Origin of the sequence: Enterobacter sp. 04-C-12-SI-ECC (assembly GCF_047530715.1) — a bacterium.
GTDB lineage: Bacteria > Pseudomonadota > Gammaproteobacteria > Enterobacterales > Enterobacteriaceae > Enterobacter > Enterobacter bugandensis.
This window is the reverse complement of record NZ_JBLKDI010000016.1, coordinates 64,520-90,763: the sequence shown is the minus strand read 5'-3', so window position 1 is coordinate 90,763 and position 26,244 is coordinate 64,520. Positions and strand designations below refer to the sequence as shown.

At 57.5% G+C, this 26,244-nt stretch carries 27 protein-coding genes; 19 read left to right on the top strand and 8 right to left on the bottom strand.

The features are described from left to right. Positions 1–163: 163 nt before the first annotated feature. The 4 genes from qseE (at position 164) to glnB (ending at position 4,058) form a co-directional block, all read left to right on the top strand. Positions 164–1,588, top strand: coding sequence for a two component system sensor histidine kinase QseE/GlrK (qseE, locus tag ACMWL8_RS18540; RefSeq protein ID WP_041908685.1), 1,425 nt, complete (start codon positions 164–166; stop codon positions 1,586–1,588). A 4-nt stretch (positions 1,589–1,592) separates the two neighbouring features. Next, entirely contained in the window at positions 1,593–2,330 is a 738-nt protein-coding gene (qseG, locus tag ACMWL8_RS18535) for a two-component system QseEF-associated lipoprotein QseG (protein WP_028014085.1), read from the top strand. After that, a complete protein-coding gene (gene glrR, locus ACMWL8_RS18530) occupies positions 2,317–3,654 on the top strand; it encodes a two-component system response regulator GlrR (protein WP_028014084.1) in 1,338 nt (445 codons plus the stop codon). The genes qseG and glrR overlap by 14 nt, the downstream gene beginning before the upstream one ends. Positions 3,655–3,719: 65 nt before the next feature. Beyond that, positions 3,720–4,058, top strand: a complete 339-nt coding sequence (gene glnB, locus ACMWL8_RS18525) for a nitrogen regulatory protein P-II (RefSeq protein WP_003860685.1) — start codon at positions 3,720–3,722, stop codon at positions 4,056–4,058. 51 nt (positions 4,059–4,109) lie between these two features. On the opposite strand, the gene hmpA is transcribed toward glnB, so the two are convergent. Then, complete coding sequence (hmpA, locus tag ACMWL8_RS18520; protein ID WP_045260174.1) at positions 4,110–5,300, bottom strand: NO-inducible flavohemoprotein; 1,191 nt, start codon at positions 5,298–5,300, stop codon at positions 4,110–4,112. A gap of 303 nt (positions 5,301–5,603) precedes the next feature. Between hmpA and glyA the strand changes: the two genes are divergently transcribed. Further along, entirely contained in the window at positions 5,604–6,857 is a 1,254-nt protein-coding gene (glyA, locus tag ACMWL8_RS18515) for a serine hydroxymethyltransferase (protein ID WP_025757663.1), read from the top strand. Between the two features lie 54 nt (positions 6,858–6,911). Here the strand turns inward: glyA and ACMWL8_RS18510 are convergent, their stop codons facing one another. Then, positions 6,912–7,334, bottom strand: a complete 423-nt coding sequence (locus ACMWL8_RS18510) for a DoxX family protein (RefSeq protein ID WP_028014082.1) — start codon at positions 7,332–7,334, stop codon at positions 6,912–6,914. A gap of 172 nt (positions 7,335–7,506) precedes the next feature. On the opposite strand from ACMWL8_RS18510, the gene ACMWL8_RS18505 reads away from it, so the two are divergent. After that, positions 7,507–8,646: a 3-phenylpropionate MFS transporter gene (locus ACMWL8_RS18505; RefSeq protein WP_028014081.1), complete on the top strand. Its 1,140-nt coding sequence runs from the start codon at positions 7,507–7,509 to the stop codon at positions 8,644–8,646. Here ACMWL8_RS18505 and csiE read toward each other — a convergent pair whose 3' ends face one another. Then, positions 8,647–9,924, bottom strand: a complete 1,278-nt coding sequence (gene csiE / locus ACMWL8_RS18500; protein ID WP_045260175.1) for a stationary phase inducible protein CsiE — start codon at positions 9,922–9,924, stop codon at positions 8,647–8,649. Positions 9,925–10,049: 125 nt separating this feature from the next. Between csiE and ACMWL8_RS18495 the strand changes: the two genes are divergently transcribed. Beyond that, complete coding sequence (locus ACMWL8_RS18495; protein WP_045260176.1) at positions 10,050–10,688, top strand: DUF1007 family protein; 639 nt, start codon at positions 10,050–10,052, stop codon at positions 10,686–10,688. Continuing rightward, positions 10,679–11,671 (top strand): nickel/cobalt transporter, encoded by a 993-nt coding sequence (locus tag ACMWL8_RS18490; protein WP_045260177.1) that lies wholly within the window; start codon positions 10,679–10,681, stop codon positions 11,669–11,671. The genes ACMWL8_RS18495 and ACMWL8_RS18490 overlap by 10 nt, the downstream gene beginning before the upstream one ends. A 5-nt stretch (positions 11,672–11,676) precedes the next feature. Here the strand turns inward: ACMWL8_RS18490 and suhB are convergent, their stop codons facing one another. Continuing rightward, a complete protein-coding gene (gene suhB / locus ACMWL8_RS18485) occupies positions 11,677–12,480 on the bottom strand; it encodes an inositol-1-monophosphatase (RefSeq protein ID WP_028014077.1) in 804 nt (267 codons plus the stop codon). 132 nt (positions 12,481–12,612) lie between these two features. Here suhB and trmJ point away from each other — a divergent pair, with 132 nt between their 5' ends. From trmJ to sseB, 11 genes are all read left to right on the top strand, one after another. Beyond that, entirely contained in the window at positions 12,613–13,338 is a 726-nt protein-coding gene (gene trmJ, locus ACMWL8_RS18480) for a tRNA (cytosine(32)/uridine(32)-2'-O)-methyltransferase TrmJ (protein ID WP_028014076.1), read from the top strand. Positions 13,339–13,554: 216 nt separating this feature from the next. Continuing rightward, positions 13,555–14,046 carry a Fe-S cluster assembly transcriptional regulator IscR gene (gene iscR / locus ACMWL8_RS18475; RefSeq protein ID WP_008502158.1) on the top strand — a complete coding sequence of 164 codons (492 nt, stop codon included), beginning with the start codon at positions 13,555–13,557 and terminating at the stop codon, positions 14,044–14,046. 117 nt (positions 14,047–14,163) lie between these two features. Beyond that, positions 14,164–15,378 carry a cysteine desulfurase gene (gene iscS / locus ACMWL8_RS18470; protein ID WP_003860663.1) on the top strand — a complete coding sequence of 405 codons (1,215 nt, stop codon included), beginning with the start codon at positions 14,164–14,166 and terminating at the stop codon, positions 15,376–15,378. 24 nt (positions 15,379–15,402) lie between these two features. Continuing rightward, positions 15,403–15,789, top strand: coding sequence for a Fe-S cluster assembly scaffold IscU (gene iscU / locus ACMWL8_RS18465; RefSeq protein ID WP_003860661.1), 387 nt, complete (start codon positions 15,403–15,405; stop codon positions 15,787–15,789). Between the two features lie 13 nt (positions 15,790–15,802). Next, positions 15,803–16,126, top strand: a complete 324-nt coding sequence (gene iscA / locus ACMWL8_RS18460) for an iron-sulfur cluster assembly protein IscA (RefSeq protein WP_003860659.1) — start codon at positions 15,803–15,805, stop codon at positions 16,124–16,126. A 76-nt stretch (positions 16,127–16,202) separates the two neighbouring features. Further along, positions 16,203–16,718 carry a co-chaperone HscB gene (hscB, locus tag ACMWL8_RS18455; RefSeq protein WP_045260178.1) on the top strand — a complete coding sequence of 172 codons (516 nt, stop codon included), beginning with the start codon at positions 16,203–16,205 and terminating at the stop codon, positions 16,716–16,718. A 14-nt stretch (positions 16,719–16,732) separates the two neighbouring features. Beyond that, positions 16,733–18,583 (top strand): Fe-S protein assembly chaperone HscA, encoded by a 1,851-nt coding sequence (gene hscA / locus ACMWL8_RS18450; protein WP_045260179.1) that lies wholly within the window; start codon positions 16,733–16,735, stop codon positions 18,581–18,583. A 1-nt stretch (position 18,584) separates the two neighbouring features. Continuing rightward, complete coding sequence (gene fdx / locus ACMWL8_RS18445; RefSeq protein ID WP_003860652.1) at positions 18,585–18,920, top strand: ISC system 2Fe-2S type ferredoxin; 336 nt, start codon at positions 18,585–18,587, stop codon at positions 18,918–18,920. Position 18,921: 1 nt separating this feature from the next. Further along, positions 18,922–19,122, top strand: coding sequence for a Fe-S cluster assembly protein IscX (gene iscX / locus ACMWL8_RS18440; RefSeq protein WP_003860650.1), 201 nt, complete (start codon positions 18,922–18,924; stop codon positions 19,120–19,122). A 53-nt stretch (positions 19,123–19,175) separates the two neighbouring features. Further along, positions 19,176–20,462 carry an aminopeptidase PepB gene (pepB, locus tag ACMWL8_RS18435; protein ID WP_045260180.1) on the top strand — a complete coding sequence of 429 codons (1,287 nt, stop codon included), beginning with the start codon at positions 19,176–19,178 and terminating at the stop codon, positions 20,460–20,462. 96 nt (positions 20,463–20,558) lie between these two features. Continuing rightward, positions 20,559–21,335, top strand: a complete 777-nt coding sequence (sseB, locus tag ACMWL8_RS18430) for an enhanced serine sensitivity protein SseB (RefSeq protein WP_045260181.1) — start codon at positions 20,559–20,561, stop codon at positions 21,333–21,335. 17 nt (positions 21,336–21,352) lie between these two features. On the opposite strand, the gene ACMWL8_RS18425 is transcribed toward sseB, so the two are convergent. From ACMWL8_RS18425 to ACMWL8_RS18410, 4 genes are all read right to left on the bottom strand, one after another. Continuing rightward, the gene (locus ACMWL8_RS18425; RefSeq protein WP_028014071.1) at positions 21,353–22,123 is read right to left on the bottom strand and encodes a MurR/RpiR family transcriptional regulator; all 771 of its coding nucleotides are present in this window, start codon (positions 22,121–22,123) and stop codon (positions 21,353–21,355) included. Further along, positions 22,123–22,968, bottom strand: a complete 846-nt coding sequence (sseA, locus tag ACMWL8_RS18420) for a 3-mercaptopyruvate sulfurtransferase (RefSeq protein ID WP_028014070.1) — start codon at positions 22,966–22,968, stop codon at positions 22,123–22,125. The genes ACMWL8_RS18425 and sseA overlap by 1 nt, the downstream gene beginning before the upstream one ends. Before the next feature lie 90 nt (positions 22,969–23,058). After that, positions 23,059–24,426, bottom strand: a complete 1,368-nt coding sequence (locus ACMWL8_RS18415; RefSeq protein ID WP_045260183.1) for a 6-phospho-alpha-glucosidase — start codon at positions 24,424–24,426, stop codon at positions 23,059–23,061. 12 nt (positions 24,427–24,438) lie between these two features. Beyond that, positions 24,439–25,983 (bottom strand): PTS transporter subunit EIIC, encoded by a 1,545-nt coding sequence (locus ACMWL8_RS18410; protein ID WP_041908714.1) that lies wholly within the window; start codon positions 25,981–25,983, stop codon positions 24,439–24,441. Positions 25,984–26,244: the final 261 nt, after the last annotated feature.

Here is a 26,244-nt window from a genome sequence, read left to right as displayed (position 1 = left end):
CGTCCAACTACTGATCATAGCGATGCTTTATCAGGCCAGGGCGAAACGTCGAGTTAGGCACCGCCTTATTCCATAACAAAGCCGGGTTTTTACCCGGCTTTGTTGTATCTGAAGGGCAGACTCAGTTACGCTCTCCGTAAACCCCCATGAAGAGAGTAATGCGTTGAAACGCTGGCCCGTTTTTCCCCGCTCCCTGCGACAGCTCGTGATGATGGCCTTTCTGCTGATCCTGCTGCCGCTGCTGATCCTTGCCTGGCAGGCATGGCAGAGCCTCAACGCGCTGAGTGCCCAGGCGGCGCTGACGAACCGCACCACGCTTATCGATGCCAGACGCAGTGAAGCGATGACCAACGCCGCGCTGGAGATGGAGCGTAGCTATCGTCAGTACTGCGTGCTCGACGATCGGACGCTGGAGAAGGTGTACCAGAGCCAGCGCAAGCGCTACAGCGAAATGCTGGATGCCCACGCGGGCGTGCTGCCGGACGACAGGCTGTATCAGGCGTTACGTCAGGATCTGAACGATCTCGCGCAGCTGCAGTGCCAGAACAGCGGCCCGGATGCGGCTGCCGCCGCGCGCCTTGAGGCATTCGCCGCCGCCAATACCGAAATGGTGCAGTCAACGCGCACGGTCATTTTCTCTCGCGGCCAGCAGCTGCAGCAGGAGATTGCCGAGCGCGGCCAGTTCTTTGGCTGGCAGGCGCTGGTGCTGTTCCTGGTGAGCCTCGGGCTGGTGCTGCTCTTTACCCGCATGATCATCGGCCCGGTGAAGGGTATTCAGCGTATGATCAACCGCCTGGGGGAGGGGAAATCGCTCGGGGATACGGTTGCCTTTAAAGGCCCGCGCGAGCTGCGATCCGTCGGTCAGCGCATTATCTGGCTATCCGAGCGCCTGGCATGGCTGGAATCCCAGCGTCATCAGTTCCTGCGCCATATTTCCCATGAGCTGAAAACCCCGCTGGCCAGCATGCGTGAAGGAACGGAACTGCTGGCGGACGAGGTGGCAGGGCCGCTTACGCCGGAGCAGAAAGAGATTGTCGAAATTCTGGACGCCAGCAGCCGCAATTTGCAAAAGCTGATCGAGCAGCTTCTGGATTACAACCGCAAGCTGGCTGACGGGACGGTGGTACTTGAAGAGGTGGAGATTGAGCCACTGGTGGATATGGTGATCTCCGCCCATAGCTTGCCGGCAAGAGCTAAAATGATGCATACCGGGGTGGAGCTGAATGCGCCGACCTGCCTGGCTGAACCCATGCTATTAATGAGCGTTCTGGATAATCTTTACTCCAATGCGGTGCACTATGGTACTGAATCCGGTAACATTTATATCCGAAGTTATACGAAGGGCTCCCGGGTGTTTATTGACGTCGCAAACACCGGCACCCCGATCCCCGATGACGAAAAAACCATGATCTTCGAACCCTTTTTCCAGGGGAGTCATCAGCGGAAAGGCGCGGTAAAAGGAAGCGGTCTGGGATTAAGCATTGCCCGGGACTGCATACGACGCATGCAGGGTGAGCTAAACATTGCCACGGACGAACGTTCAGATGTTTGCTTCCGTATTGAACTGCCCCTGAGCCGGAAAAATTAATAAAATGAATCTATATCTGGTGAGTATGTCACACGTCTTTTTCCGCGCCATACGCGCGGTGTTTTCCAGCAAAGCGGGTCGCCTGAGTCTGCCCTGTTTAGTTCTGGCGGGGTGCGTTTCCCATGCGCCGCAAAGTGCGATAAGCGGTAAACAGGAAGACAAATGGCCCGATAACCAGCTGGCGGATTTCCTCTCTACCCGCTGTGAGGATATCTGGAATCTGTCAGGGCATGATGTCGAAAATAACCCGCTGTTCTGGCTGCGCGGAATAGATTGCGCCCAGCGGCTTGCGCCGGTAGACGCCCGCATGAAGGCGGCGATGCTGGATGAAGACACCTGGCAGGACGCTTTCAAGCGTGGGATTTTACTGGCCGATGCGAAAATTACCCCCGTTGAACGTCGGGCCAACGTGACCCGTCTGGACACGTTTGTGATCAATCTTCCCGCACAGGTGCGCCCGGTATACCAGCTCTGGCGGGATGGGCAGACGTTACAGCTGCAGCTGTCTGAAGAGCGCTCCCGCTACAGCAAGCTACAGCAGTCAACCGACAGCGAGCTGGATACGCTGCGCCAACAGCAACAGCATTTACGTACTCAGCTGGATACCACGACGCGAAAGCTGGAAAACCTGACCGATATCGAAAGACAGCTCTCGTCGCGTAAATATCAGCCCGGTAGTTCATCTGCTGCACCGGACAGCGATATGCCGAAACAAGAGGATGTGAAGCATGACGAGCCGTAAACCAGCCCATCTTTTACTGGTGGATGACGATCCAGGCCTGTTAAAGCTGCTGGGGATGCGTCTGGTGAGTGAAGGCTACACCGTGGTGACCGCGGAAAGCGGGCAGGAGGGGCTTAAAGTCCTCAGCCGCGAAAAGATTGACCTGGTGATCAGCGACCTGCGGATGGACGAAATGGATGGCATGCAGCTGTTCGCCGAAATCCAGAAGCAGCAGCCTGGCATGCCGGTCATTATCCTGACGGCGCACGGGTCAATCCCGGATGCCGTCGCCGCAACCCAGCAGGGCGTGTTCAGCTTCCTCACCAAGCCGGTAGATAAAGACGCGCTCTACAAAGCTATCGACAGCGCGCTGGAGCACGCCGCGCCCTCCGGAGACGACGCATGGCGTGAATCTATCGTCACCCGCAGCCCGATAATGCTGCGTCTGCTTGAGCAGGCGCGAATGGTCGCACAGTCAGACGTCAGCGTGTTGATTAACGGCCAGAGCGGAACCGGGAAAGAGATCCTGGCGCAGGCGATCCACAACGCCAGCCCGCGCAGTAAAAATGCTTTTATCGCCATTAACTGCGGTGCCCTCCCAGAGCAGCTTCTTGAGTCTGAACTTTTTGGCCATGCCCGCGGCGCATTTACCGGCGCGGTAAGCAGCCGGGAAGGGCTGTTCCAGGCCGCGGAAGGCGGCACGCTGTTCCTCGACGAGATTGGCGACATGCCTGCGCCGCTGCAGGTCAAACTGTTGCGCGTACTTCAGGAGCGCAAAGTGCGCCCGTTGGGCAGCAACCGCGATATTGATATTAACGTGCGAATCATTTCCGCTACCCACCGCGACTTGCCCAAAGTGATGGCCCGCAACGAGTTCCGTGAAGATCTCTACTACCGTCTGAACGTGGTGAACCTGAAGATCCCGGCGCTGGCGGAGCGTGCGGAAGATATTCCGCTGCTGGCGAATCACCTCCTGCGCCAGGCGGCCGATCGGCATAAACCGTTCGTGCGCGCCTTTTCGACTGATGCGATGAAACGGCTGATGGCCGCCAGCTGGCCGGGTAACGTGCGCCAGCTGGTGAACGTGATTGAGCAGTGCGTGGCGCTAACGTCCTCGCCCGTTATCAGCGACGCGCTGGTGGAACAGGCGCTGGAAGGAGAGAACACGGCCTTGCCGACGTTTGCGGAAGCGCGTAACCAGTTCGAGCTGAACTATCTGCGCAAGCTGCTGCAGATAACCAAAGGCAACGTGACCCACGCGGCGCGGATGGCCGGACGCAACCGCACCGAGTTCTATAAGCTGCTCTCACGCCACGAGCTGGAAGCAAACGATTTTAAAGAGTAATGCCGTATGGTACTGTGAGCAATCGATTACGAGGCAGCTTACAGGCAAGAGTTTAAGGACCCACCATGAAAAAGATTGATGCGATTATTAAACCTTTCAAACTGGATGATGTACGTGAAGCGCTGGCGGAAGTAGGCATCACCGGAATGACCGTGACGGAAGTGAAAGGTTTTGGTCGTCAGAAGGGCCACACCGAGCTCTATCGTGGCGCAGAGTACATGGTCGACTTTCTGCCGAAAGTGAAAATTGAAATCGTGGTCAGCGACGATATCGTCGATACCTGCGTGGATACCATTATCCGCACGGCGCAGACGGGCAAAATTGGCGACGGTAAAATCTTCGTCTTTGACGTGGCGCGCGTGATCCGTATCCGTACCGGCGAAGAAGACGACGCCGCGATTTAACCATTCGCCACCCGGCGCAAAAAAAGCCCCTCGAACGAGGGGCTTTTTGCGTTACAGCACCTTATGCGGCCCGAAACATTCGTAATGAATGTTGTCTTTATTCACGCCCAGCTCAACCAGCTGCTTCGCGGCATACTGCATAAACGCCACGGGTCCACAGACGTAGAACTGCATTTCCGGCGCGCTAAACGTCCCTTCCATCTGGCTTAAATTCATCAGTCCTTCGCTGTCAAAGCGTGCGGCAGTGCGGTCTGCCTCCGTCGGCAGGCGATACCAGGTATGCGCGGTGAAACGCGGCAGGGTCGCTCCCAGCGCTTTCACTTCATCCGCAAAGGCGTGCACGTCGCCGTTCTCCGCTGCGTGGAACCAGTTAATCTGCGCGCTGTGGTTTGCTTTCGCCAGCGTATCCAGCATCGCCAGCATTGGCGTTTGGCCCACGCCCGCGGAGATCAGCGTGACCGGGGTATTGGTTTCAATGGCCATAAAGAAGTCGCCCGCCGGCGCGGCCAGATGGACCACGTCGCCCACGCTCGCTTCGTTATGCAGCCAGTTGGATACCTGACCGCCGTCCTCGCGCTTCACCGCAATGCGGTAGCCTTTGCCGTTTGGTTTGCGGGTCAGAGAGTACTGGCGGATCTCCTGGTGCGGGAAGCCTTCAGGCTTCAGCCATACGCCCAGATACTGGCCCGGCTGGTAATCGGCCACCGGCTGGCCGTCAACCGGCTCAAATTCAAAACTGGTGATAAGCGCGCTGCGCGGCGTTTTCTCGACGATACGGAAGGCGCGCGTTCCTTCCCAGCCGCCGTTCTTGCTGGCGTTTTCGCTGTAGATCTGCGCTTCACGGTTGATAAACACGTTTGCCAGCACGCCGTAGGCTTTACCCCAGGCGTCCAGCACCTCCTGGCCCGGGCTGAACATTTCGTCCAGCGTTGCCAGCAGGTGAGTGCCGACGATGTTGTACTGCTCGGGTTGGATCTGGAAGCTGGTGTGCTTCTGCGCGATTTTTTCCACCGCAGGCAGCAACGCCGCCAGGTTTTCGATATTACTGGCGTAGGCCGCGATGGCGTTGAAAAGCGCTTCACGCTGATCGCCGTTACGCTGGTTGCTCATATTGAAAATCTCTTTGAGCTCCGGATTGTGCGTGAACATGCGATCGTAGAAATGGGCGGTAAGTTTAGGGCCGGTTTCCACCAGCAGGGGAATGGTGGATTTAACGGTAGCGATGGTTTGAGCGTCAAGCATGGCAGCTTCCTTCTGGTATTACTTAATGATGTATTTTAAATGCATCTTATAAAAAATACCCATGCTTTGTAAATGGTTCTTTGCAAGATGAAAAATACGCATCACAAACCTGAAAAGAAATCCGCTGGAAATAGTGAGATCTTTATTCCTCAAACCCTTGCGTGGCGTGAAGGAAAACGTTTGCGTAAAATCGTTTGTCAAGACCTGTTATCACAGAACTATTCAGTTATACTGTTGCCCGTCGTCCAACAGGACTGCCTTTTCAGGCCAAAATTTACTTGTTAGCTGAGTCAGGAGATGCGGATGTTAAAGCGTGAAATGAACATTGCCGATTATGATGCCGAACTGTGGCAGGCTATGGAGCAGGAAAAAGTACGTCAGGAAGAGCACATCGAACTGATCGCCTCCGAAAACTACACCAGCCCGCGCGTAATGCAGGCGCAGGGCTCTCAGCTGACCAACAAATACGCTGAAGGTTACCCGGGCAAGCGCTACTATGGCGGTTGCGAATACGTTGATATCGTTGAGCAGCTGGCTATCGACCGTGCGAAAGCACTCTTCGGCGCTGACTACGCGAACGTCCAGCCGCACTCCGGCTCTCAGGCTAACTTCGCTGTTTACACCGCGCTGCTGCAGCCGGGCGATACCGTTCTGGGTATGAACCTGGCGCAGGGCGGCCACCTGACTCACGGCTCCCCGGTTAACTTCTCCGGCAAACTGTACAACATCATTCCTTACGGTATTGATGAGTCCGGTAAAATTGACTACGAAGACATGGCGAAGCAGGCTAAAGAGCACAAGCCGAAGATGATCATCGGTGGCTTCTCTGCTTACTCCGGTATCGTTGACTGGGCAAAAATGCGTGAAATCGCAGACAGCATCGGCGCGTACCTGTTCGTTGACATGGCGCACGTTGCGGGCCTTATCGCCGCAGGCGTTTACCCGAACCCGGTTCCTCACGCTCACGTTGTGACCACCACTACTCACAAAACCCTGGCGGGTCCACGCGGTGGCCTGATCCTGGCGAAAGGCGGTGACGAAGAGCTGTACAAAAAACTGAACTCTGCCGTGTTCCCAAGCGCGCAGGGCGGCCCGCTGATGCACGTTATCGCCGCAAAAGCGGTCGCGCTGAAAGAAGCGATGGAGCCAGAGTTCAAGGTGTATCAGCAGCAGGTTGCTAAGAACGCCAAAGCGATGGTGGAAGTGTTCCTGAACCGTGGCTACAAAGTGGTATCCGGCGGGACTGAAAACCACCTGTTCCTGCTGGACCTGGTTGATAAGAACCTGACCGGTAAAGAAGCTGACGCTGCCCTGGGCCGCGCCAACATCACCGTGAACAAAAACAGCGTGCCAAACGATCCGAAGAGCCCGTTCGTGACCTCCGGTATCCGTATCGGTTCTCCGGCCGTGACGCGTCGCGGCTTTAAAGAAGCGGAAGTGAAAGAGCTGGCTGGCTGGATGTGTGACGTTCTGGACAACATCAATGACGAAGCGGTTATCGAGCGCGTCAAAGGTAAAGTTCTGGATATCTGCGCACGCTTCCCGGTATACGCATAATTCCTCTGCTTTGCAGAAATAAAAAAGGCCGCGCTTGCGGCCTTTTTTTATGGCTTAACGCCGGTCCAGGGAAATGGCCCCCGGTCCCACAATCGCCAGCAAAATAAACGCGCCAGCAATACTGACGTTCTTGTAGAAATTAATCATATTCGGCACAACCGCATCTCCGGTCATATCCCAGTAGTGGTGACCGATAATCGCCGTGCCCAGCGTATAGAAGACAAAGAGCACCGCGAGGGGGCGGGTGAAAAAGCCGAGCACGATCAGGATAGCGGCGGGAACCTCCATTACTACGGCGATAATGGCCGCCAGCATCGGCATGGGGGCGCCGAGCGACGTCATATACTGAACGGTGCCGCTAAACCCCGTCAGCTTGGGATAGCCAAAAATAATAAACAGGACAACGATGGCAATACGGGCAATCAATAGCAGGAAGGAGCGTGAGGAGCCGAAATCGAAATAACGTAAGCTGTTCATGGCAAACGACCTCTTCAGGCGATGTCTTTTAAACGTAATACAATTTTGCCGCTCACGCCATACGCCGACCGGCTGTCCAGGACGTTAATTTATCGTTAATTTATAGCGCGCTAACGACTTGCTAAAGTGCAGGATAAACGCCAGACTATCGCCTCCATTTCGGGAGGGATTCATGGTCTTGCATTCCACGCGCTGGCTGGCGCTCAGCTACTTCACCTACTTCTTTAGCTACGGTATTTTTCTGCCTTTCTGGAGCGTCTGGCTCAAGGGAATTGGTTTGACGCCAGAAACCATCGGCATTCTGCTGGGCGCGGGGCTGGTGGCGCGTTTCCTCGGAAGCTTGCTGATTGCCCCCCGCGTCAGCGATCCCTCCTTACTGATTAAAGCGGTGCGCATTCTGGCCCTGCTGACGCTGGTCTTCGCGGCCTGCTTCTGGGTCAGCCACCAGTTTGCCTGGCTGATGGTGGTGATGGTTGGCTTTAATCTGTTCTTCTCCCCGCTGGTACCCCTGACGGATGCGCTGGCGAACACCTGGCAAAAGCAGATCACCATGGACTATGGTCGCGTGCGCCTCTGGGGATCGATTGCCTTCGTGATCGGCTCTGCGCTGGTGGGGAAACTGGTCAGCCTTTACGACTACCGCGCGATTCTGGCGCTGCTGAGTATCGGTATTGCCTCGATGCTGCTGGGCATGCTGCTGCGCCCGTCGGTGATGCCGCAAGGGGAGAGTCGCCATCAGGAGAGCGCCGGCTGGCCCGCCTGGCGGAGCCTGGTGGCCCAGAGCTGGCGTTTTCTGGCGTGCGTCTGTCTGCTTCAGGGGGCGCATGCGGCGTACTATGGCTTCAGCGCCATCTACTGGCAGGGGGCGGGCTACTCGGCCTCTGCTGTCGGTTACCTGTGGTCGCTGGGGGTGGTGGCAGAAGTCATTATTTTCGCCCTGAGCAAAAAGCTGTTCCGCCGCTTCGGCGCGCGCGATCTGCTGCTGCTTTCCGCGGTCTGCGGCGTGGCGCGCTGGGGGATTATGGGCTGGACGACCGAACTGCCGTGGCTGATCATGGCGCAGATCCTTCACTGCGGCACCTTCACCGTGTGCCACCTGGCGGCGATGCGCTATATCGCGGCGCGCGAGGGCGGGGACGTGATCCGTCTGCAGGCGGTCTACTCTGCGGTGGCGATGGGCGGCAGCATTGCGGTGATGACGGTCTTTGCGGGCTTTCTGTATCAGCATCTGGGACACGGCGTGTTCTGGGTCATGGCGCTGGTGGCGCTCCCGGCGATGTTTGTTCGACCGAAAGTGGCCGCACGGGCGTAGCTACGATTCCAGCATGGCGCGAATATGTTCCTGCTGCTGCGTGTTAAGTGATTCAACCGCGTGGATCAGCGGCGGCGAGAACAGCGGCAGCACGGTAGGATAGGGGGTGATAACCAGCGCGGCTTCGCGCGGTGCCCCCTCTTTCTGGAACGCCTGCAGCGTCAGATAGCGAATGTTGAGCGGCAGCAGGGTTAATTCGCGCAGCTGCTGTTCAATCACCTCCTCACAGGATTTATCCTCCCCGGTCAGCAGCACTACCTGTTTTTCATGCAGATCGGTCTCCTGCATCAGCCAGGCGCCGAAAATAACCGCTACCAGCGCCATCTCTTCATCGGAGAACCGCAGCCCAAATTCGGCTTCCAGCTCAAAGAGTGCCTCTTTGGTGGTGCGTAACAGCCGGGGATAGAGACGGTGAATTTCCTCGGGCAGGCTATTGTCGATGCCGATCTCAAACAGCGAGCGGTCCAGCGCCTGAGCCAGATGGATATACAACTGATCGGTCAGCCCCTGCTCATCGCTGAAGTTCATCCCGGTTTGCGAGCGGAAACGGGCCACCATGCGCACAATGGCGCGGCGCAGGCGCTGATCCTGCTGGTGTTTATCAAGCACCGGATCGGGCGTGCGGAGCATCATAAACAGCAGCGCCAGAAACAGCTGCTCGTCCACGTGCGCGCCCTGCGGCACGCGCCGCTTCCAGTGACGAACAATCTCCTGCGCCGTAAAATACTCTCCCCGCGACTGGGTCCAGCTGCGCTGCGCATGGGAAAACTGCGGCGTATTCCCTAAGTGGTGCTGGATGAGGCAGTATTGCAAGTAGAGCTGTAAGAACTGGACGTCCCGGCATTCAAACTGACGCTGCAGCTTGCGTGAGCAGAAGCCGATCAGCGCCCGCAGGTTAGCATCGTCGTAGAGCGGCCGCGCGATGCCGTGCTGTTTAAGCGCGGTTTTTAAGGCTGGGGTAAACTGGTGCGAGACAAACTGCGGACAAAGGCGGAGCGCCCTGCGCAGCCAGTGCAGCAGACATAAACGCTGATTCAGGGCAGTGCCTTCAATTCGGTAGCTACCGTCATGGTGCGTGACGATATCCAGCCGGTGATAGCGCTGGATTTCATCGCGCGTCTCGGCTATATCTTGCCGTGCCATGACCTCGTCCACGCCGTTGGCAGCGATTATGCTCTGTGCGGTGACGGCAGCATCGGGCAGGTAAAGCATCAAAAGCACCTGGCAGCGGCGCTGCGAACTGGAAAGCACAGATGGAATTTCAAGCGTCGTCATCATCTGTCGGGTATCCAGTGTGAATGTTTGATAAGAATAGCTAAAGGATGGGCGCTGAAAAGCGCGCCGGCAGGCCTTTCACTCAGGATTGCTGGGGAACATCACAGAATTTTTGACGTGAGGAATTGATGCAGACAGTTAAACAAAATGCGATGGCGTTATTTTTGGCGGTTATCACCTTTACCGCCAGCGCACATCCTCACAGTTTTATCAGCCTGAAAACCGAGCTGGTCACCGACGGCACGCAGCTGAGCGGCCTGAAAATGCGCTGGACGATGGATGAAATCACCTCGGCGGATCTGCTTTATGATGCGGGTAACGCGAAGCCCGGCGACGAAATCTGGAAAAAGCTGGCGGCAGAAGTGATGGCCAACGTGCTCGGGCAGCACTACTTCACCGAGTTTTGGCATAACGGACAAAAGGTGAAGTTCCTCAATCGCCCGACAGAATACGGCATGTCCCGCGACGGACATCAGGCGGTGCTGACGTTCGTGCTCCCACTGGCGCACCCGCAGTCGCTGGCAGGACAAACCTATACGTTTTCCACCTTTGACCCAACGTACTACGTCGATATGAGCTACGCCGAGGACAGCGACGTGCAGCTTCCTGCGTCGTTGCAAAAAACCTGCAACATTACGGTTTACACCCCGAAGCCCAGCGAAGAGACGCTGAATTTTGCTGTCTCTCTTGATAAAGAGGATGCCCCACCGGAGGACATGGAACTGGGTAAACAGTTTGCGCAGAAGGTAACGTTACAATGTCAGTGATCTCCTCTCCGGTACGAAAGCCGCGCCGCTGGCTGCACCTCTGGCCGCTGGCGCTTTTTCTACTGCTCGCCGTTTGCGGTTCGCTCTGGCTGTGGCAGGCCTGGCCGCAGGTGATGATGAAAAGCATCATCTGGCAGCGTGAGGTCAACCAGCAGATGAGCGGACTGCTGAAGGCGGTGGCGGAGAACCCGACCAAAGCGGGCGGTTCCCTGCTGGCGTTCAGCTTTATCTATGGCGTGCTGCACGCGCTGGGGCCGGGGCACGGCAAAATCGTCATCACCACCTGGCTTGCCACCCATCCGTCGAAGCTGAAATCAAGCATTGGCCTGACGCTGGCCTCTTCGCTGCTTCAGGGGGGCGTGGCGATTGCGCTGGTGGTGGTTGTGCTTTCGCTATTACAGCTTCCCGCGCGCCAGCTGCACCTGAGCAGCTTCTGGCTGGAGAAGAGCAGCTATGCGCTGGTCGGTGTGCTGGGGCTGATCCTCTGCTGGCGGGCGCTGAAAAAGCTGCGCGCGCTGCTGCAAAAGCCCAAATTCAAAACCTTTACGCCGCACCACGTTCATGATGAACACTGCGGCTGCGGGCATCAGCATCTGCCGACGCAGGAACAATTACAGAGCGGTGACGACTGGCGCGCGCGGCTGATGATAGTTCTCTCTATGGGGATGCGCCCGTGCTCGGGGGCAATCATGGTGCTGCTGTTCAGTAAAGTGATTGGCGTGTTCGGCTGGGGCATGCTCTCGGCGCTGGCAATGGCGGCAGGAACCTCTCTCACCATTTCGTCTTTGGCGTTGCTGGTTCACAGCTTCCGTCAGCTTGCGGTAAAACTCAGTGGCAATAAAACGCCAGTACTGTGGCGACAGGTAGGATGGACAACGCTCGCGCTGGCGGGGGGAGTGATTCTGCTGGTGGCGGCGGTAACGATGTGGATGAGCGCGGCGCCGTTTAACACCCTCTCCCCTATGGGGAGAGGGCTGAGATGAGGAGATTAACGCTTCAGCGCATCGCTCAGCTCGTCACGCATGTTGGCCAGCATGGCTTTAACAACGCGTGGGTTACCCGCAACGATGTTGCCGGTGGTCATGTAGTTGTGGCCGCCGGTGAAGTCGCAAACAATCGCGCCTGCTTCACGTGCGATCAGCTCGCCCGCAGCGAAGTCCCACGGCTTCAGTGACAGTTCGAAGTAACCGTCAACGCGGCCGGTTGCCACGTAGGCCAGATCCAGCGCAGCAGAGCCGGTGCGACGGAAGTCCGCGCATTCGGTGAACAGCTTGCCCAGGATATTCATATAGGTGGTTGCGTGCTGCTTCGCCTTGAACGGGAAGCCGGTCGCCAGGATGGTGCCGTCCAGGTCGCGTGCGTTGCTGCAGCGCAGACGGTAGCCGTTCAGCTGTGCGCCCTGACCGCGGGTCGCGGTGAACAGTTCGTTACGCATTGGATCGTAAACAACGGCGACTTCAGTACGGCCTTTAATGCGAACTGCGATTGACACAGAGAAGTGTGGCAGGCGTTTAACGAAGTTGGTGGTGCCATCCAGCGGATCGATAACCCATTGAACATCCTGATCGGTACCTTCATGTTCACCGCTTTCTTCGGTGATGATGGTGTGCTGCGGGTAAGATTTGCGGATCGTTTCGATAATAATCGCTTCTGCGGCTTTATCGACGTTAGTCACGAAATCATTGCTGCCTTTCTGGCTGGTTTCTACGGAGTCTGGCGTTTCGTAGTGTTTGGCAATTACATTACCCGCCTTGCGCGCTGCGCGCACGGCGATGGTCAGCATCGGATGCATCGGTCTCTCTCACTGGATGTTAAAGAACAGGAAAATCGGCGCAGAGTATAGCAGCGGGATCGGATTATGTCTCCCGTTTATGATAATATGCCCGAATATTCTTCAGACACTGAATCCAGACATCTAAAAATTATGCTGCAAAACATTCGAATCGTGCTGGTCGAAACATCGCACACCGGCAACATGGGCTCCGTTGCCCGCGCTATGAAAACCATGGGCTTAACGAACCTGTGGCTGGTTAATCCGCTGGTGAAACCAGACTCTCAGGCTATTGCCCTGGCGGCCGGGGCCAGCGACGTGATCGGTAATGCGCAGATCGTTGATACCCTCGACGAAGCGCTGGCCGGCTGCAGCCTCGTTGTCGGCACCAGCGCGCGCTCACGCACGCTGCCGTGGCCGATGCTGGATCCGCGTGAATGCGGCCTGAAAAGCGTCTCAGAAGCAGAGCAGGCACCGGTTGCGCTGGTGTTTGGCCGCGAGCGCGTTGGCCTGACCAACGACGAACTGCAGAAGTGCCACTACCACGTAGCGATTGCCGCCAACCCAGAATACAGCTCGCTGAACCTGGCAATGGCGGTGCAGGTAATCGCCTACGAAGTGCGCATGGCATGGCTGGCGACGCAGGAGAAGCAGGCAGAACCGAAAGAAGAGACGGCCTACCCGCTGGTGGACGACCTTGAGCGTTTCTACGGTCACCTGGAGCAGACGCTGCTCGCTACCGGCTTCATCCGTGAAGGCCACCCTGGCCAGGTGATGAATAAGCTGCGCCGCATGTTTACCCGCGCGCGTCCGGAAAGCCAGGAGCTGAACATCCTGCGCGGAATTCTGGCGTCGATTGAGCAGAAGAATAAAGAGTAGTGCCGATTTCCCCCTCTCCCCGTGGGAGAGGGTTGGGGTGAGGGCATCAGGCCGCACCTATATTATGAAGGCACAAAAGGTTAAATACCTGACTAAAACAGTCAAGTAAATAGTTGACCATTTTAGTCAGGAATGTCAGACTTGGCCCTGCTATGCAATACCCCCATTTTACAATAAAAAACCCCGGGCAGGGGCGAGTTTGAGGTTAAGTAAGACATGAGACTGACATCTAAAGGGCGTTATGCCGTGACCGCGATGCTGGACGTTGCGCTCAACTCCGAAGCGGGCCCGGTTCCGTTGGCTGATATTTCTGAACGACAAGGGATCTCCCTCTCTTACCTGGAACAGCTGTTCTCCAGACTGCGTAAAAATGGACTGGTGTCCAGCGTTCGTGGCCCGGGCGGCGGTTATCTGCTGGGTAAAGACGCGGGCAGTATTGCGGTTGGTGAAGTGATTAGCGCGGTGGATGAATCCGTTGACGCAACCCGTTGCCAGGGTAAAGGCGGCTGCCAGGGCGGCGATAAGTGCCTGACCCACGCGCTGTGGCGCGATCTGAGCGACCGTCTGACCGGCTTCCTGAACAACATCACCCTCGGTGAACTGGTCAATAACCAGGAAGTTCTGGACGTATCAGGTCGTCAGCACAGCCATGATTCACAACGCAGCACCCGCGCGCAGGACGCTATCGACGTCAAATTACGCGCGTAATAAAACGATAAGTATTTCAGAATCAGGCCGGGGTGGTCACACCCCGCGTACTCGGTCGTACATCCAGCCGGTTGCCTGATTCCTTGCATTGAAGCGATGTACGGAGTTTATAGAGCAATGAAATTACCGATTTATCTCGACTACTCCGCAACCACGCCGGTGGACCCGCGTGTTGCCGAGAAAATGATGCAGTGTCTGACCCTGGACGGAAACTTTGGTAACCCAGCTTCCCGTTCACACCGTTTTGGCTGGCATGCTGAAGAGGCGGTGGATATCGCCCGTAATCAGATTGCTGACCTGGTGGGTGCCGACCCGCGTGAGATTGTTTTCACCTCCGGTGCGACCGAATCCGACAACCTGGCGATCAAAGGTGCAGCCAACTTTTATCAGAAAAAAGGCAAGCACATCATCACCAGCAAAACCGAACACAAAGCCGTGCTGGACACCTGCCGCCAGCTGGAGCGTGAAGGGTTCGAAGTGACCTATCTGGCTCCGCAGAGCAACGGTATTATTGACCTGAAAGAGCTCGAAGCGGCGATGCGTGACGACACCATCCTGGTCTCCATCATGCACGTTAACAACGAAATCGGCGTCGTTCAGGACATCGCCACCATCGGCGAAATGTGCCGCGCGCGTGGTATCATCTACCACGTGGACGCGACCCAGAGCGTGGGCAAACTGCCTATCGACCTGAGCCAGTTGAAAGTAGATCTGATGTCCTTCTCCGGCCACAAAATCTATGGCCCGAAAGGGATCGGCGCACTGTACGTTCGTCGTAAGCCACGTATCCGCATCGAAGCACAGATGCACGGCGGCGGTCACGAGCGCGGCATGCGTTCCGGTACGCTGCCTGTTCACCAGATCGTGGGCATGGGCGAAGCGTACCGCATTGCGAAAGAAGAGATGGAAACCGAGATGGCGCGCCTGCGCACGCTGCGTAACCGTCTGTGGGACGGCGTGAAAGATATGGAAGAAGTGTATCTGAACGGCGATCTCGAGCAGGGCGCGCCGAATATCCTCAACGTCAGCTTCAACTATGTTGAAGGCGAATCGCTGATCATGGCGCTGAAAGACCTGGCCGTTTCTTCCGGTTCTGCCTGTACGTCTGCAAGCCTGGAGCCATCCTACGTGCTGCGCGCGCTGGGTATGACTGACGAGCTGGCACACAGCTCTATCCGTTTCTCTTTAGGTCGTTTCACTACCGAAGAAGAGATTGACTACACCATCAAGCTGGTTCGTAACTCCATTGGCCGTCTGCGCGACCTTTCTCCACTGTGGGAAATGTTCAAGCAGGGCGTGGATCTGAACAGCATTGAATGGTCACATCACTAATCGGTATATAAGGAGAATTCAATCATGGCATACAGCGAAAAAGTTATCGATCATTACGAGAACCCGCGCAACGTTGGCTCTTTTGACAACAGCGATGAATCTGTCGGTAGCGGCATGGTTGGTGCGCCGGCGTGTGGCGACGTGATGAAGTTGCAGATTAAAGTCAACAATGAAGGTATCATTGAAGACGCGCGCTTCAAGACCTACGGCTGCGGTTCTGCAATTGCGTCCAGCTCCCTGGTCACCGAGTGGGTGAAGGGCAAGTCTCTGGACGAAGCACAGGCAATTAAGAACACGGATATTGCTGAAGAACTCGAACTGCCGCCGGTGAAAATTCACTGTTCAATTCTGGCAGAAGACGCGATCAAAGCCGCCATTGCGGATTACAAAAGCAAACGTGAAGCAAAATAATTGAGGTTTGAGTATGTCGATTACCCTTAGCGACAGCGCTGCCGCGCGAGTAAGCTCTTTTCTGGCGAACCGTGGTAAAGGCTTTGGCCTGCGACTGGGCGTACGTACCTCCGGCTGTTCTGGTATGGCTTACGTACTGGAGTTTGTTGACGAGCCGGCGTCTGATGATACCGTGTTTGAAGACAAGGGCGTGAAGGTGGTGGTCGATGGCAAAAGCCTGCAATTTCTCAACGGCACTCAGCTGGACTTCGTAAAAGAAGGCCTGAACGAAGGTTTCAAATTCACGAACCCGAACGTCAAAGACGAGTGTGGTTGCGGCGAAAGCTTCCACGTTTAACCGCGCGTCATCCGAAACCCCACCGTGGCTTTGCTGCGCGTGGGGTTTGTTCTAACAGGCTACCCCTGAGATTGTTATGGATTACTTCACTCTCTTCGGACTACCCGCTCAATACCCGATCGATCTTCAGGCACTGACGGTCCGTTTTCAGGATCTGCAGCGTCAGTATCATCCGGATAAATTCGCCAGCGGGACGCAGGCAGAGCAACTGGCTGCGGTATCGCACTCCGCGACCATCAATCAGGCCTGGCAGACGCTGCGCCATCCGCTGGCGCGTGCAGAATATCTGCTCTCGCTCCACGGCTTTGATCTGGCGAGCGAACAGCACACTGTGCGCGACACCGCGTTTCTGATGGAACAGCTGGAGCTGCGCGAAGAGCTGGATGAGATTGAACAGGCCAAAGACGAAGCGCGTCTGGAACGTTTTATCACGCGCGTGAAGGGCATGTTCGATACCCGCCATCAGCAGATGGTGGAGCAACTGAACAACGAGACCTGGGACGTGGCGGCAGACACTGTGCGCAAACTCCGTTTTCTCGATAAACTGCGAAGCAGCGCTGAACAACTCGAAGAAAAGCTGCTCGATTTTTAATTTCGGAAGCAATTATGGCCTTATTACAAATTAGTGAGCCTGGCTTAAGCGCCGCACCGCACCAGCGTCGTCTGGCGGTCGGTATTGACCTGGGCACCACCAATTCCCTCGTGGCGACCGTGCGCAGCGGCCAGGCGGAAACGCTGGCCGACGAGCAGGGCCGCCATCTGCTGCCTTCCGTGGTCCACTACCAGCAGCAGGGTCACGCGGTCGGCTATGACGCCCGCGCCAACGCCGCGCGCGATCCGGCCAACACCATCAGCTCCGTAAAGCGCATGATGGGCCGCTCGCTGGCCGATATCCAGACCCGCTACCCGCACCTGCCGTATCAGCTTCAGGCCAGTGAAAACGGTCTGCCGATGATTGCCACGGCGGCCGGTTTACTGAACCCAATTCGCGTGTCTGCTGACATCCTCAAAGCGCTGGCGGCGCGCGCGACGGCGACGCTCGGCGGCGATCTGGACGGCGTAGTGATCACCGTTCCGGCCTATTTTGACGACGCACAGCGTCAGGGCACCAAAGACGCCGCGCGTCTGGCGGGCCTGCACGTGCTGCGCCTGCTGAACGAACCGACGGCGGCGGCGATTGCCTACGGCCTCGACTCCGGTCAGGAAGGGGTGATTGCGGTTTACGACCTCGGCGGCGGTACCTTTGATATTTCTATCCTGCGCCTGAGCCGCGGCGTGTTTGAAGTGCTGGCGACCGGCGGGGATTCCGCGCTCGGCGGCGATGATTTCGACCATCTGCTGGCGGACTACATCCGCGATCAGGCTGGCATCAGCGACCGCAGCGATGCGCGCGTTCAGCGCGAACTGCTGGATGCGGCCATCGACGCCAAGATTGCGCTGAGCGATGCGCAGTCGGTCAGCGTTAATGTCGCAGGCTGGCAGGGTGAAATCACCCGCGACCAGTTCAGCGAGCTGATTGCGCCTCTGGTTAAACGCACCCTGCTGGCCTGCCGTCGCGCATTGAAAGATGCGGGCGTGGAGGCTGACGAGGTGCTGGAGGTGGTCATGGTGGGCGGCTCAACGCGCGTGCCGCTGGTGCGCGAGCGCGTGGGCGAATTCTTTGGCCGCACGCCGCTGACCTCCATCGACCCGGACAAAGTGGTTGCCGTCGGCGCCGCTATCCAGGCCGATATTCTGGTTGGCAACAAGCCGGACAGCGAAATGCTGCTGCTGGACGTCATCCCGCTGTCTCTCGGTTTAGAAACCATGGGCGGCCTGGTGGAGAAAGTGATCCCGCGTAACACCACCATTCCGGTGGCGCGTGCGCAGGAGTTCACCACCTTCAAGGACGGCCAGACCGCGATGTCCATCCACGTGATGCAGGGCGAGCGCGAACTGGTGCAGGACTGCCGCTCTCTGGCGCGCTTTGCGCTGCGCGGCATCCCGGCGCTGCCAGCTGGCGGGGCGCATATTCGCGTGACCTTCCAGGTTGATGCGGACGGCCTGCTGAGCGTCACGGCGATGGAAAAATCGACCGGCGTGGAGTCGTCCATCCAGGTGAAGCCGTCCTACGGCCTGACCGATGGCGAAATCGCCTCCATGATCCAGGATTCAATGAGCTACGCCGAGCAGGATGTGAAGGCGCGTATGCTGGCTGAACAGAAAGTTGAAGCCGCACGTGTGCTGGAAAGTCTGAACGGGGCGCTCGCTGCCGATGCCGCGCTGTTAAGCGCCGCCGAGCGTCAGGTGATTGACGAGGCTGCCGCGCGCTTACGCGCAGTCGCCGAAGGCAATGACGCTGACGCAATAGAAGAAGCCATTAAAAACGTTGATAAACAAACCCAGGACTTCGCTGCTCGCCGCATGGACAAATCTGTCCGCGTCGCGCTGAAAGGCCAGTCCGTGGACGAGGTTTAATATGCCAAAGATTGTTATTTTGCCTCATGCGGACCTCTGTCCGGATGGCGCTGTTCTGGAAGCGAAGACCGGTGAAACCATTCTCGATGTTGCCCTGCGTGCAGGTATCGAAGTGGAACACGCCTGTGAAAAATCCTGTGCCTGCACCACCTGCCACTGCATCGTGCGTGAAGGTTTTGACTCTCTCGCCGAGAGCACCGAAGACGAAGACGACATGCTGGATAAAGCATGGGGTCTGGAGCCAGACAGCCGCCTGAGCTGCCAGGCCGCGGTGACCGATGAAGATCTGGTCGTGGAATTCCCACGCTACACCATCAACCACGCACGCGAGCATTAATATGGGACTGAAGTGGACAGACAGCCGTGAAATCGGCGAAGCGCTCTACGACGCGAACCCGGATCTCGATCCCAAAACCGTACGATTCACCGACATGCACCAGTGGATCTGCGATTTAGAGGATTTCGACGACGATCCAAACGCATCCAATGAAAAAATTCTGGAGGCGATTCTGTTAGTCTGGTTAGATGAAGCAGAGTAAATCACTTAACGGGCTGCCTTCAGGCGGCCCGTTTGCTAATAAGGATAAATAAAATGACCGAAGCGATGAAAATTACGCTCTCTACGCAGCCCGCCGACGCGCGCTGGGGCGAGAAAGCCAGCTACAGCATCAACAACGACGGTATCACCCTGCACCTGACGGGCAAAGATGATTTAGGTCTGATCCAGCGCGCCGCGCGTAAAATTGACGGCCTGGGCATTAAGCATGTCTCGCTGGAAGGCGAAGGTTGGGATACCGACCGCAGCTGGGCATTCTGGGCGGGCTACAAAGGCCCGAAAGGCACCCGTAAAATTGAGTGGGCGAACCTCGACGAAGCCGGTCAAAAAGAGCTGGAAAGCCGCCTGCAAATTATCGACTGGGTGCGCGACACCATTAACGCCCCGGCGGAGGAGTTAGGCCCTGAGCAACTGGCGCAGCGTGCGGTTGACCTGCTGTGCGGCGTGGCGGGGGATAACATGTCCTACCGCATCACCAAAGGTGAAGATCTGCGCGAGCAGAACTACATGGGCATCCACACCGTGGGCCGCGGCTCCGAACGTCCTCCGGTCCTGCTGGCGCTGGATTACAACCCAACCGGCGATAAAGAAGCGCCTGTCTTTGCCTGCCTGGTCGGTAAAGGTATCACCTTCGACACCGGCGGCTACAGCCTGAAGCAGAGCGCGTTCATGGATTCCATGAAGTCCGACATGGGCGGCGCGGCAACCATCACCGGCGCGCTGGCGTTCGCCATCACCCGCGGTCTGAACAAGCGCGTGAAGCTCTACCTGTGCTGCGCGGATAACATGGTGAGCGGCAACGCCTTCAAGCTGGGCGACATCATTCGCTACCGCAACGGTAAAAATGTCGAAGTGATGAACACCGATGCCGAAGGCCGTCTGGTGCTGGCCGATGGCCTGATCGACGCCTCTGCCCAGAAGCCAGAGCTGATTATCGACATGGCGACCCTGACCGGCGCGGCGAAAACCGCCCTGGGCAACGACTACCACGCGCTGTTCAGCTTTGACGACAAGCTGGCCGCTCGCCTGCTGGCAAGCGCGGCTGCGGAAAACGAACCGTTCTGGCGTCTGCCGCTGGCCGAGTTCCACCGCAGCCAGCTGCCGTCTAACTTTGCCGAGCTGAATAACACCGCGAGCGCGGCGTACCCGGCGGGGGCAAGTACCGCAGCAGGCTTCCTGTCGCACTTCGTTGAGAACTATCATGAAGGCTGGCTGCACATCGACTGCTCCGCAACCTACCGTAAGGCGGCAGTTGAGCAGTGGTCCGCGGGTGCGACCGGTCTGGGCGTGCGTACCGTGGCGAACCTGCTGACGGCTGAGTGATCTTTTTTGCCCGGCGGCGCTGCGCTTGCACGGGCCTGTGGTTTTGTAGGCCGGGTAAGCAAAGCGCCACCCGGCGTTTATTGAAGTAGCCAAACTATGTCAGATACCAAAAACGAATTAGAAACCCTGCTGGAACAGGCGGCGACCGAGCCAGCCCATCGTCCGGCATTTTTCCGCACGCTGCTGGAATCCACCGTCTGGGTGCCGGGCACCGCGGCGGAAGGTGAGCAGGTTGTCGAAGACAGCGCGCTGGATCTGCTGCATTGGGAGAAAGATGACGGCACGTCGGTTATCCCGTTCTTTACTTCATTGGAAGCGTTGCAGGAAGCGGTAGAAGATGAACAGGCGTTCGTGGTGATGCCGGTGCGCACGCTGTTCGAAATGACGCTGGGCCAGACGCTGTTCCTTAACGCTAAGCTGCCAACCGGGAAAGAGTTTACCCCGCGCGAGATCAGCCACCTGATTGGTGAAGAGGGTAACCCGCTTAGCACCCAGGAGGTGCTGGAAGGGGGCGAAACGCTGCTGCTGTCTGAGGTGGCCGAGCCGCCTGCGCAGATGATCGATTCGCTGACCACGCTGTTCAAAACTCTGAAACCGGTAAGACGCGCGTTCCTCTGCTCTATCAAAGAGAGCGCTGACGAAAAGCCTGTTCTGCTGATTGGGATTGAAGCCGACGGCGATATCGACGACATCATTCAGGCGGCGGGAAGCGTGGCCACCGACACGCTGCCGGGCGATGAGCCGATCGATATCTGTCAGGTGAAAAACGGTGAGAAGGGCATCAGCCATTTTATTACCGAGCACATCACGCCGTTCTATGAGCGTCGCTGGGGCGGCTTCCTGCGCGATCTCAAGACCAACCGCATCATCTGATTACGGCGGGGTGAATGTCACCCCGTTGCCTCCAGCAGCAGTAAATCCATCAGCAGCACCAGATTCGACTCAAACGACGTCACGCCCGCGGCTTCGGCGGCGAAGTGCACCGCTTCGTCATACAGCGCAAAGTGCACGTCCGCCATACCCGCCAGCGTATTGGCCGAGGCGCGGGTAAAGGCGACGACCGTCATGCCGACGTTTTTGGCAATCCGCGCCTTATCCAGCACCTGTTCCGTTTCGCCGCTGCGGGAGACGGCAATAAATACCTGATAACGCGCAGCGTTGCTGAGAAAAATGTTTCGGCTGTCCCCCGGCCCGGAGATGAACGCCGTTTTGCCCAACACCTGCAGCTTCTTGGTCAGGTATTCGGCAAAGAGATAGGAAAACCCGGCCCCGTAGAGAAAAAAGCTCTCTTTCTGCCGCAGCAGGTCGGCGAACTGCTGGCGCTTCTCCTGCGTGATCCACTGGAAGGTGTGCTGATAGTTAGCGATAAACTGATTAAACAGCGCCGGGAGCTCAGGAAGGGATTGCGCCTGAGCGGCAATATGCGGCGTGTCGGAGAGCAGCTGCTTGCAGTGCCAGATAAACTCGCTAAAGCCGCTAAACCCCAGCTTCTGACACAGCCGCATGATGGTGGCGGTAGAAACAAACGTCGCCTGCGCCAGCTCGCGCACCGTGATGTTGCCCACCAGCAGCGGATGCTCCGTCAGGTGGGCGAGGACGCGATACTCCGCGCGGGTCAGCGACGCCCCGCGCGTTAACAGCGTGGCCAGGCGGTTATCCATTATTTCGCCGGTTCAACTGGCAGATCGTCACGCGCCCCCCATTCGCTCCAGGCGCCGTCGTAGAGCGTAACGTCGTTGACGCCGAGGGTGGCGAGTGCCAGGATCACCACGCAGGCCGTCACGCCGGAGCCGCAGCTGGCAATAATCGGGCGATGTAAATCCACGCCCGCGCGGTCAAAAATGGCACGCAGCTCGTCGGTAGTTTTCAGCTCGCCCTCAAACACCAGGTCGCCCCACGGCACGTTCAGCGCACCTGGAATATGGCCTCGTCTCAGCCCTGGACGTGGTTCATCCGCTTCAGCGTTAAAGCGTGGTGCAGGGCGCGCATCGACGATTTGCGCCGTCTTTTCATGGCTCGCAACCAGTACGTCGGTCAGGCGCTTCACCACGTTAGCGTCGAACGTCGCGTCGAACTCGCCTTCCGGCAGCGTCACGTCGCCCTGCTGGAGCGGCAGCTCGTCACGCTTCCAGCCCGCCAGACCGCCCGCCAGAATCGAGACTTTTTCCACGCCAAACTGTTTCAGCATCCACCATGCGCGCGGCGCGGAGAACAGATTGCCTTCATCGTAAACAACAAGATGTTTGTCTTTGCTGACGCCCAGCTCGCGCATCGCCACGGAAAACGCTTCCGGGCGCGGCAGCATGTGCGGCAGGGGAGAGGTATGATCGGAGAGGGCTTCGATATCAAAAAATACCGCGCCAGGCAGATGCCCGGCGCGGTATTCACCGGGAACGTCACGATGTTCCTGGCCCGGCGGGGCCATACGCGCGTCAATAATCTGGACTTCCGGATCGTCGCCGTGCTCAATCAGCCAGTCGGCGGCGACAAAATATGAGGTGGACATGGGTTGCCTCCATTCTTTTCCGTAAAAAAGGATTGTCGGTGTTTTTTCTGACACCGACAAGCAAACCACGTTCAACTCGCGAGCAAGCCCCTATTTTTTCACCGTTTCGCTGTCCTGCCAGGCTTTTTGCAGCGCAGGCCAGTAGTCGCGGTTGGCTTCTATCATCTCATCCAGAATCGCTTTTGCGTGCTCCATAGTGGGCACGGTGCGGTTGAGGGTGAACGCCTGAAGCGCTTTCTCATAGCTGCCTTCGATGGTCGCCTCTACCAGCAGCTGTTCAGACGCCAGCTGCTGTTGCAGCAGGGTCTGGTGGAACAGCGGTACCAGCCCCACGCGCACAGGCTCCGGCCCTTCGGAGGTGATATAGGCGGGTACTTCCACCACCGCATCATAAGGCAGGTTGGTAATCGCCCCGCGGTTCTCCACCATTACCAGATGGCGTTGGCGCAGGTTAAAGGCCAGCGAGCAGGCGACATCGACGATAAACTCGCCGTGAACGCCCACGTGGAAGGCATCCGGTAAAATCCCGGTGTGCTTGTACTCTTCGGCGGCGGCGAACAGCTTTTTCTCACGCCCGTTCATCACTTCGTTGGCGCGGGTATAGTCCGGGTTCTGATGCTCCACAATCTGGTTCGGCATCAGGTAGTACTGCAGGTACGGGTTCGGCAGGAACTCCGGGAAGTTATCCATAATCGGCTTGATGTTGCGCCAGGTTTTAACCCACGAAGGATCCGAGTGCTGCGGATCGGTTTTGGCCGCATCTTCCGTCAGCAGGCCAAACTTCGCGATATGTTTACGCAGCTCCGGTAATTTGTCCTCGCCGTCCACCAGCACGCGGGTAAACCAGCCGAAGTGGTTCAGGCCAAAGTAGTCCACCTCCAGTTTGCGACGATCGACACCCAGAATGGCCCCCATATTACGCATCGCCGCGACCGGCATATCGCAGATGTTCAGCACGCGAGCATTTGGTCGCAGGCGTCGCACGCCCTCCGCGACGATCGCCGCCGGGTTGGAGTAGTTCACGATCCAGGCTTTCTCATGCGCGTAGCGATCCACCAGATCGATAAGCTCGACCATCGGCAGGATCGTGCGCAGTCCGTAGGCCAGCCCGCCGGGGCCGCAGGTCTCCTGGCCAACCACGCCGTGACGCAGCGGGATCTTCTCATCCTGCTCACGCATTTTGTACTGGCCGACGCGCATCTGGGCGAAAACGAAATGCGCGCCGCTGAAGGCCACTTCCGGGTCACTGGTGACGGTAAATTTGATGCTCTGGCTGTGGTCGCGAATCACTTTCTCAACCACCGGCGCAATGGTGTTCTGACGCGCCTCGTCGATGTCATAGAGGCGGATTTCGGCCAGCGGGAAATCCTGCAGGCGCACCATCAGGCTTTTCACAATACCCGGCGTGTAAGTGCTGCCGCCGCCGGCAATCGACAGAATGAATGGGGGTGTAAACATCTTTAGCTCCTTTCAGAGAAACGTCTCAACGGCTTCTCGCATTTTTTTGACGTGCAGCCCGTAGACCACCTGAACGTTGTTACCTTGTTTGATAACCCCTTTCGCGCCGGTCGCCTTCAGGCGCGGCTCGTCGATGATGGCAACATCCTTCACCGTGACGCGTAAGCGGGTGTAGCAGTTATCCACAACCTCAATATTTTCCCGGCCGCCCAAGCCCACCACGATGGACTCGCCCAGCCCGTCGTTATTGCCTTTCGCCTGGTACTCCTGCTTGCTGTAGAGGCGTGTCTCCTGATCTTCATCCTCACGGCCCGGCGTTTTCATGTTGAAACGCAGGATCAGGAAGCGGAACACCACGAAGTAGAGGGCAAACATGATCAGCCCAACCACGATGTACATCGGCCAGTTGGATTTCTCGGTGCCGAGCGGCAGGTTGTAGAGAATGAAATCGATAATCCCGTTGGCGCCGATGGCATGAACGCCCAGCAGCGAGAACAGCATCATGCCAATACCGGTCAGGACCGCATGCACCACGAACAGTAGCGGGGCGACGAACAGGAAGGAGAATTCAATCGGTTCGGTTACGCCGACCAGCAGCGAGGTCAGCGCCGCCGGGATCAAAATGGCTTTCGCAACGGCTTTACGCTCCGGCTTCGCAGTCATGTACATCGCCAGCGCGGCGGCGGGCAGGCCGAACATCTTGCTGATGCCGCGCGCGTCCCACACTACCGTGCTGCTGAGCTGCTTCACGTCCGGGCAGGCCATCTCGGCGAAGTAGATATTGCGCGCCCCCTGGTAAGCCGTGCCGCACACCTCCTGCGTGCCCCCCAGTTCGGTATACAGGAACGGCGTATAAACCAGATGGTGCAGGCCGGTCGGCACCAGAATGCGCTCAAGGAAACCGTAGATAGCCACCCCGAACGGGCCAGAGCCTTTAATTGCCAGCGCCAGCGCGCTAATCCCATGCTGGGCAAACGGCCAGAGTTCGCTCATTACCACGCCGAGCAGCATAGAGACGGGCAACATGACAATCGCCACAAAACAGTGGCCGGAGTAAATTGCCATCGCGCCGTTAAACTGTACGCCGGAGTATTTGTTATACAGGTAACCGGAGAGCGCCCCGGTCAGGATCCCGGCGAAAACGCCCATCTCCAGCACCTGAACGCCCAGCACCATGCTTTGTCCGGCGGCTTTCATCTGCTCAGCAGGGGCCAGCTCGCCCTGCAGCTGCAGCGTCACGTTCATGGCGTTGATAAACACCACGAAAGTCACCAGACCAATCAGCGCCGCGTAGCCTTTATCGCGCGTCGCCAGACCAATCGGGATCCCGACGGCAAACACCAGCGCCAGGTTGACCAGCACCGACACGGCAGATTTGGCGATCAGCTGGCCGATACTCTGGATAAGCGGATGGCCAAGGAACGGCAGGTATTCGGCCAGGTTACCGTTGCCCAGCACATTGCCAAAGGCGATAAACAGACCGACAATCGGTAAGATAAGTACCGGTCCGTATAATGATTTTCCGAAATTTTGTAGGGCGTTCACGGCTCGTTTCATGGCTTTCTCTCTTTTTGAACCGCGCACTCGGGGTGCGTCATGGTCATAAAACTAGCAGGCTCTGAGCGAACATATCCAGCTATCTTCTTGTTTTAAAAACAAATGACGTAAAAGGTAACATATGACGTTATGCGCTGTGATCGCGGTTCCATCCCGGTGTAGCGGCGTGATGCCATTCTGCGAGGCGCTTTCCAGATTCTTAAATTGGACTTTTTGTATTAACGAAACTTGCGGATAATACTTATCCGGACGACGACCAAC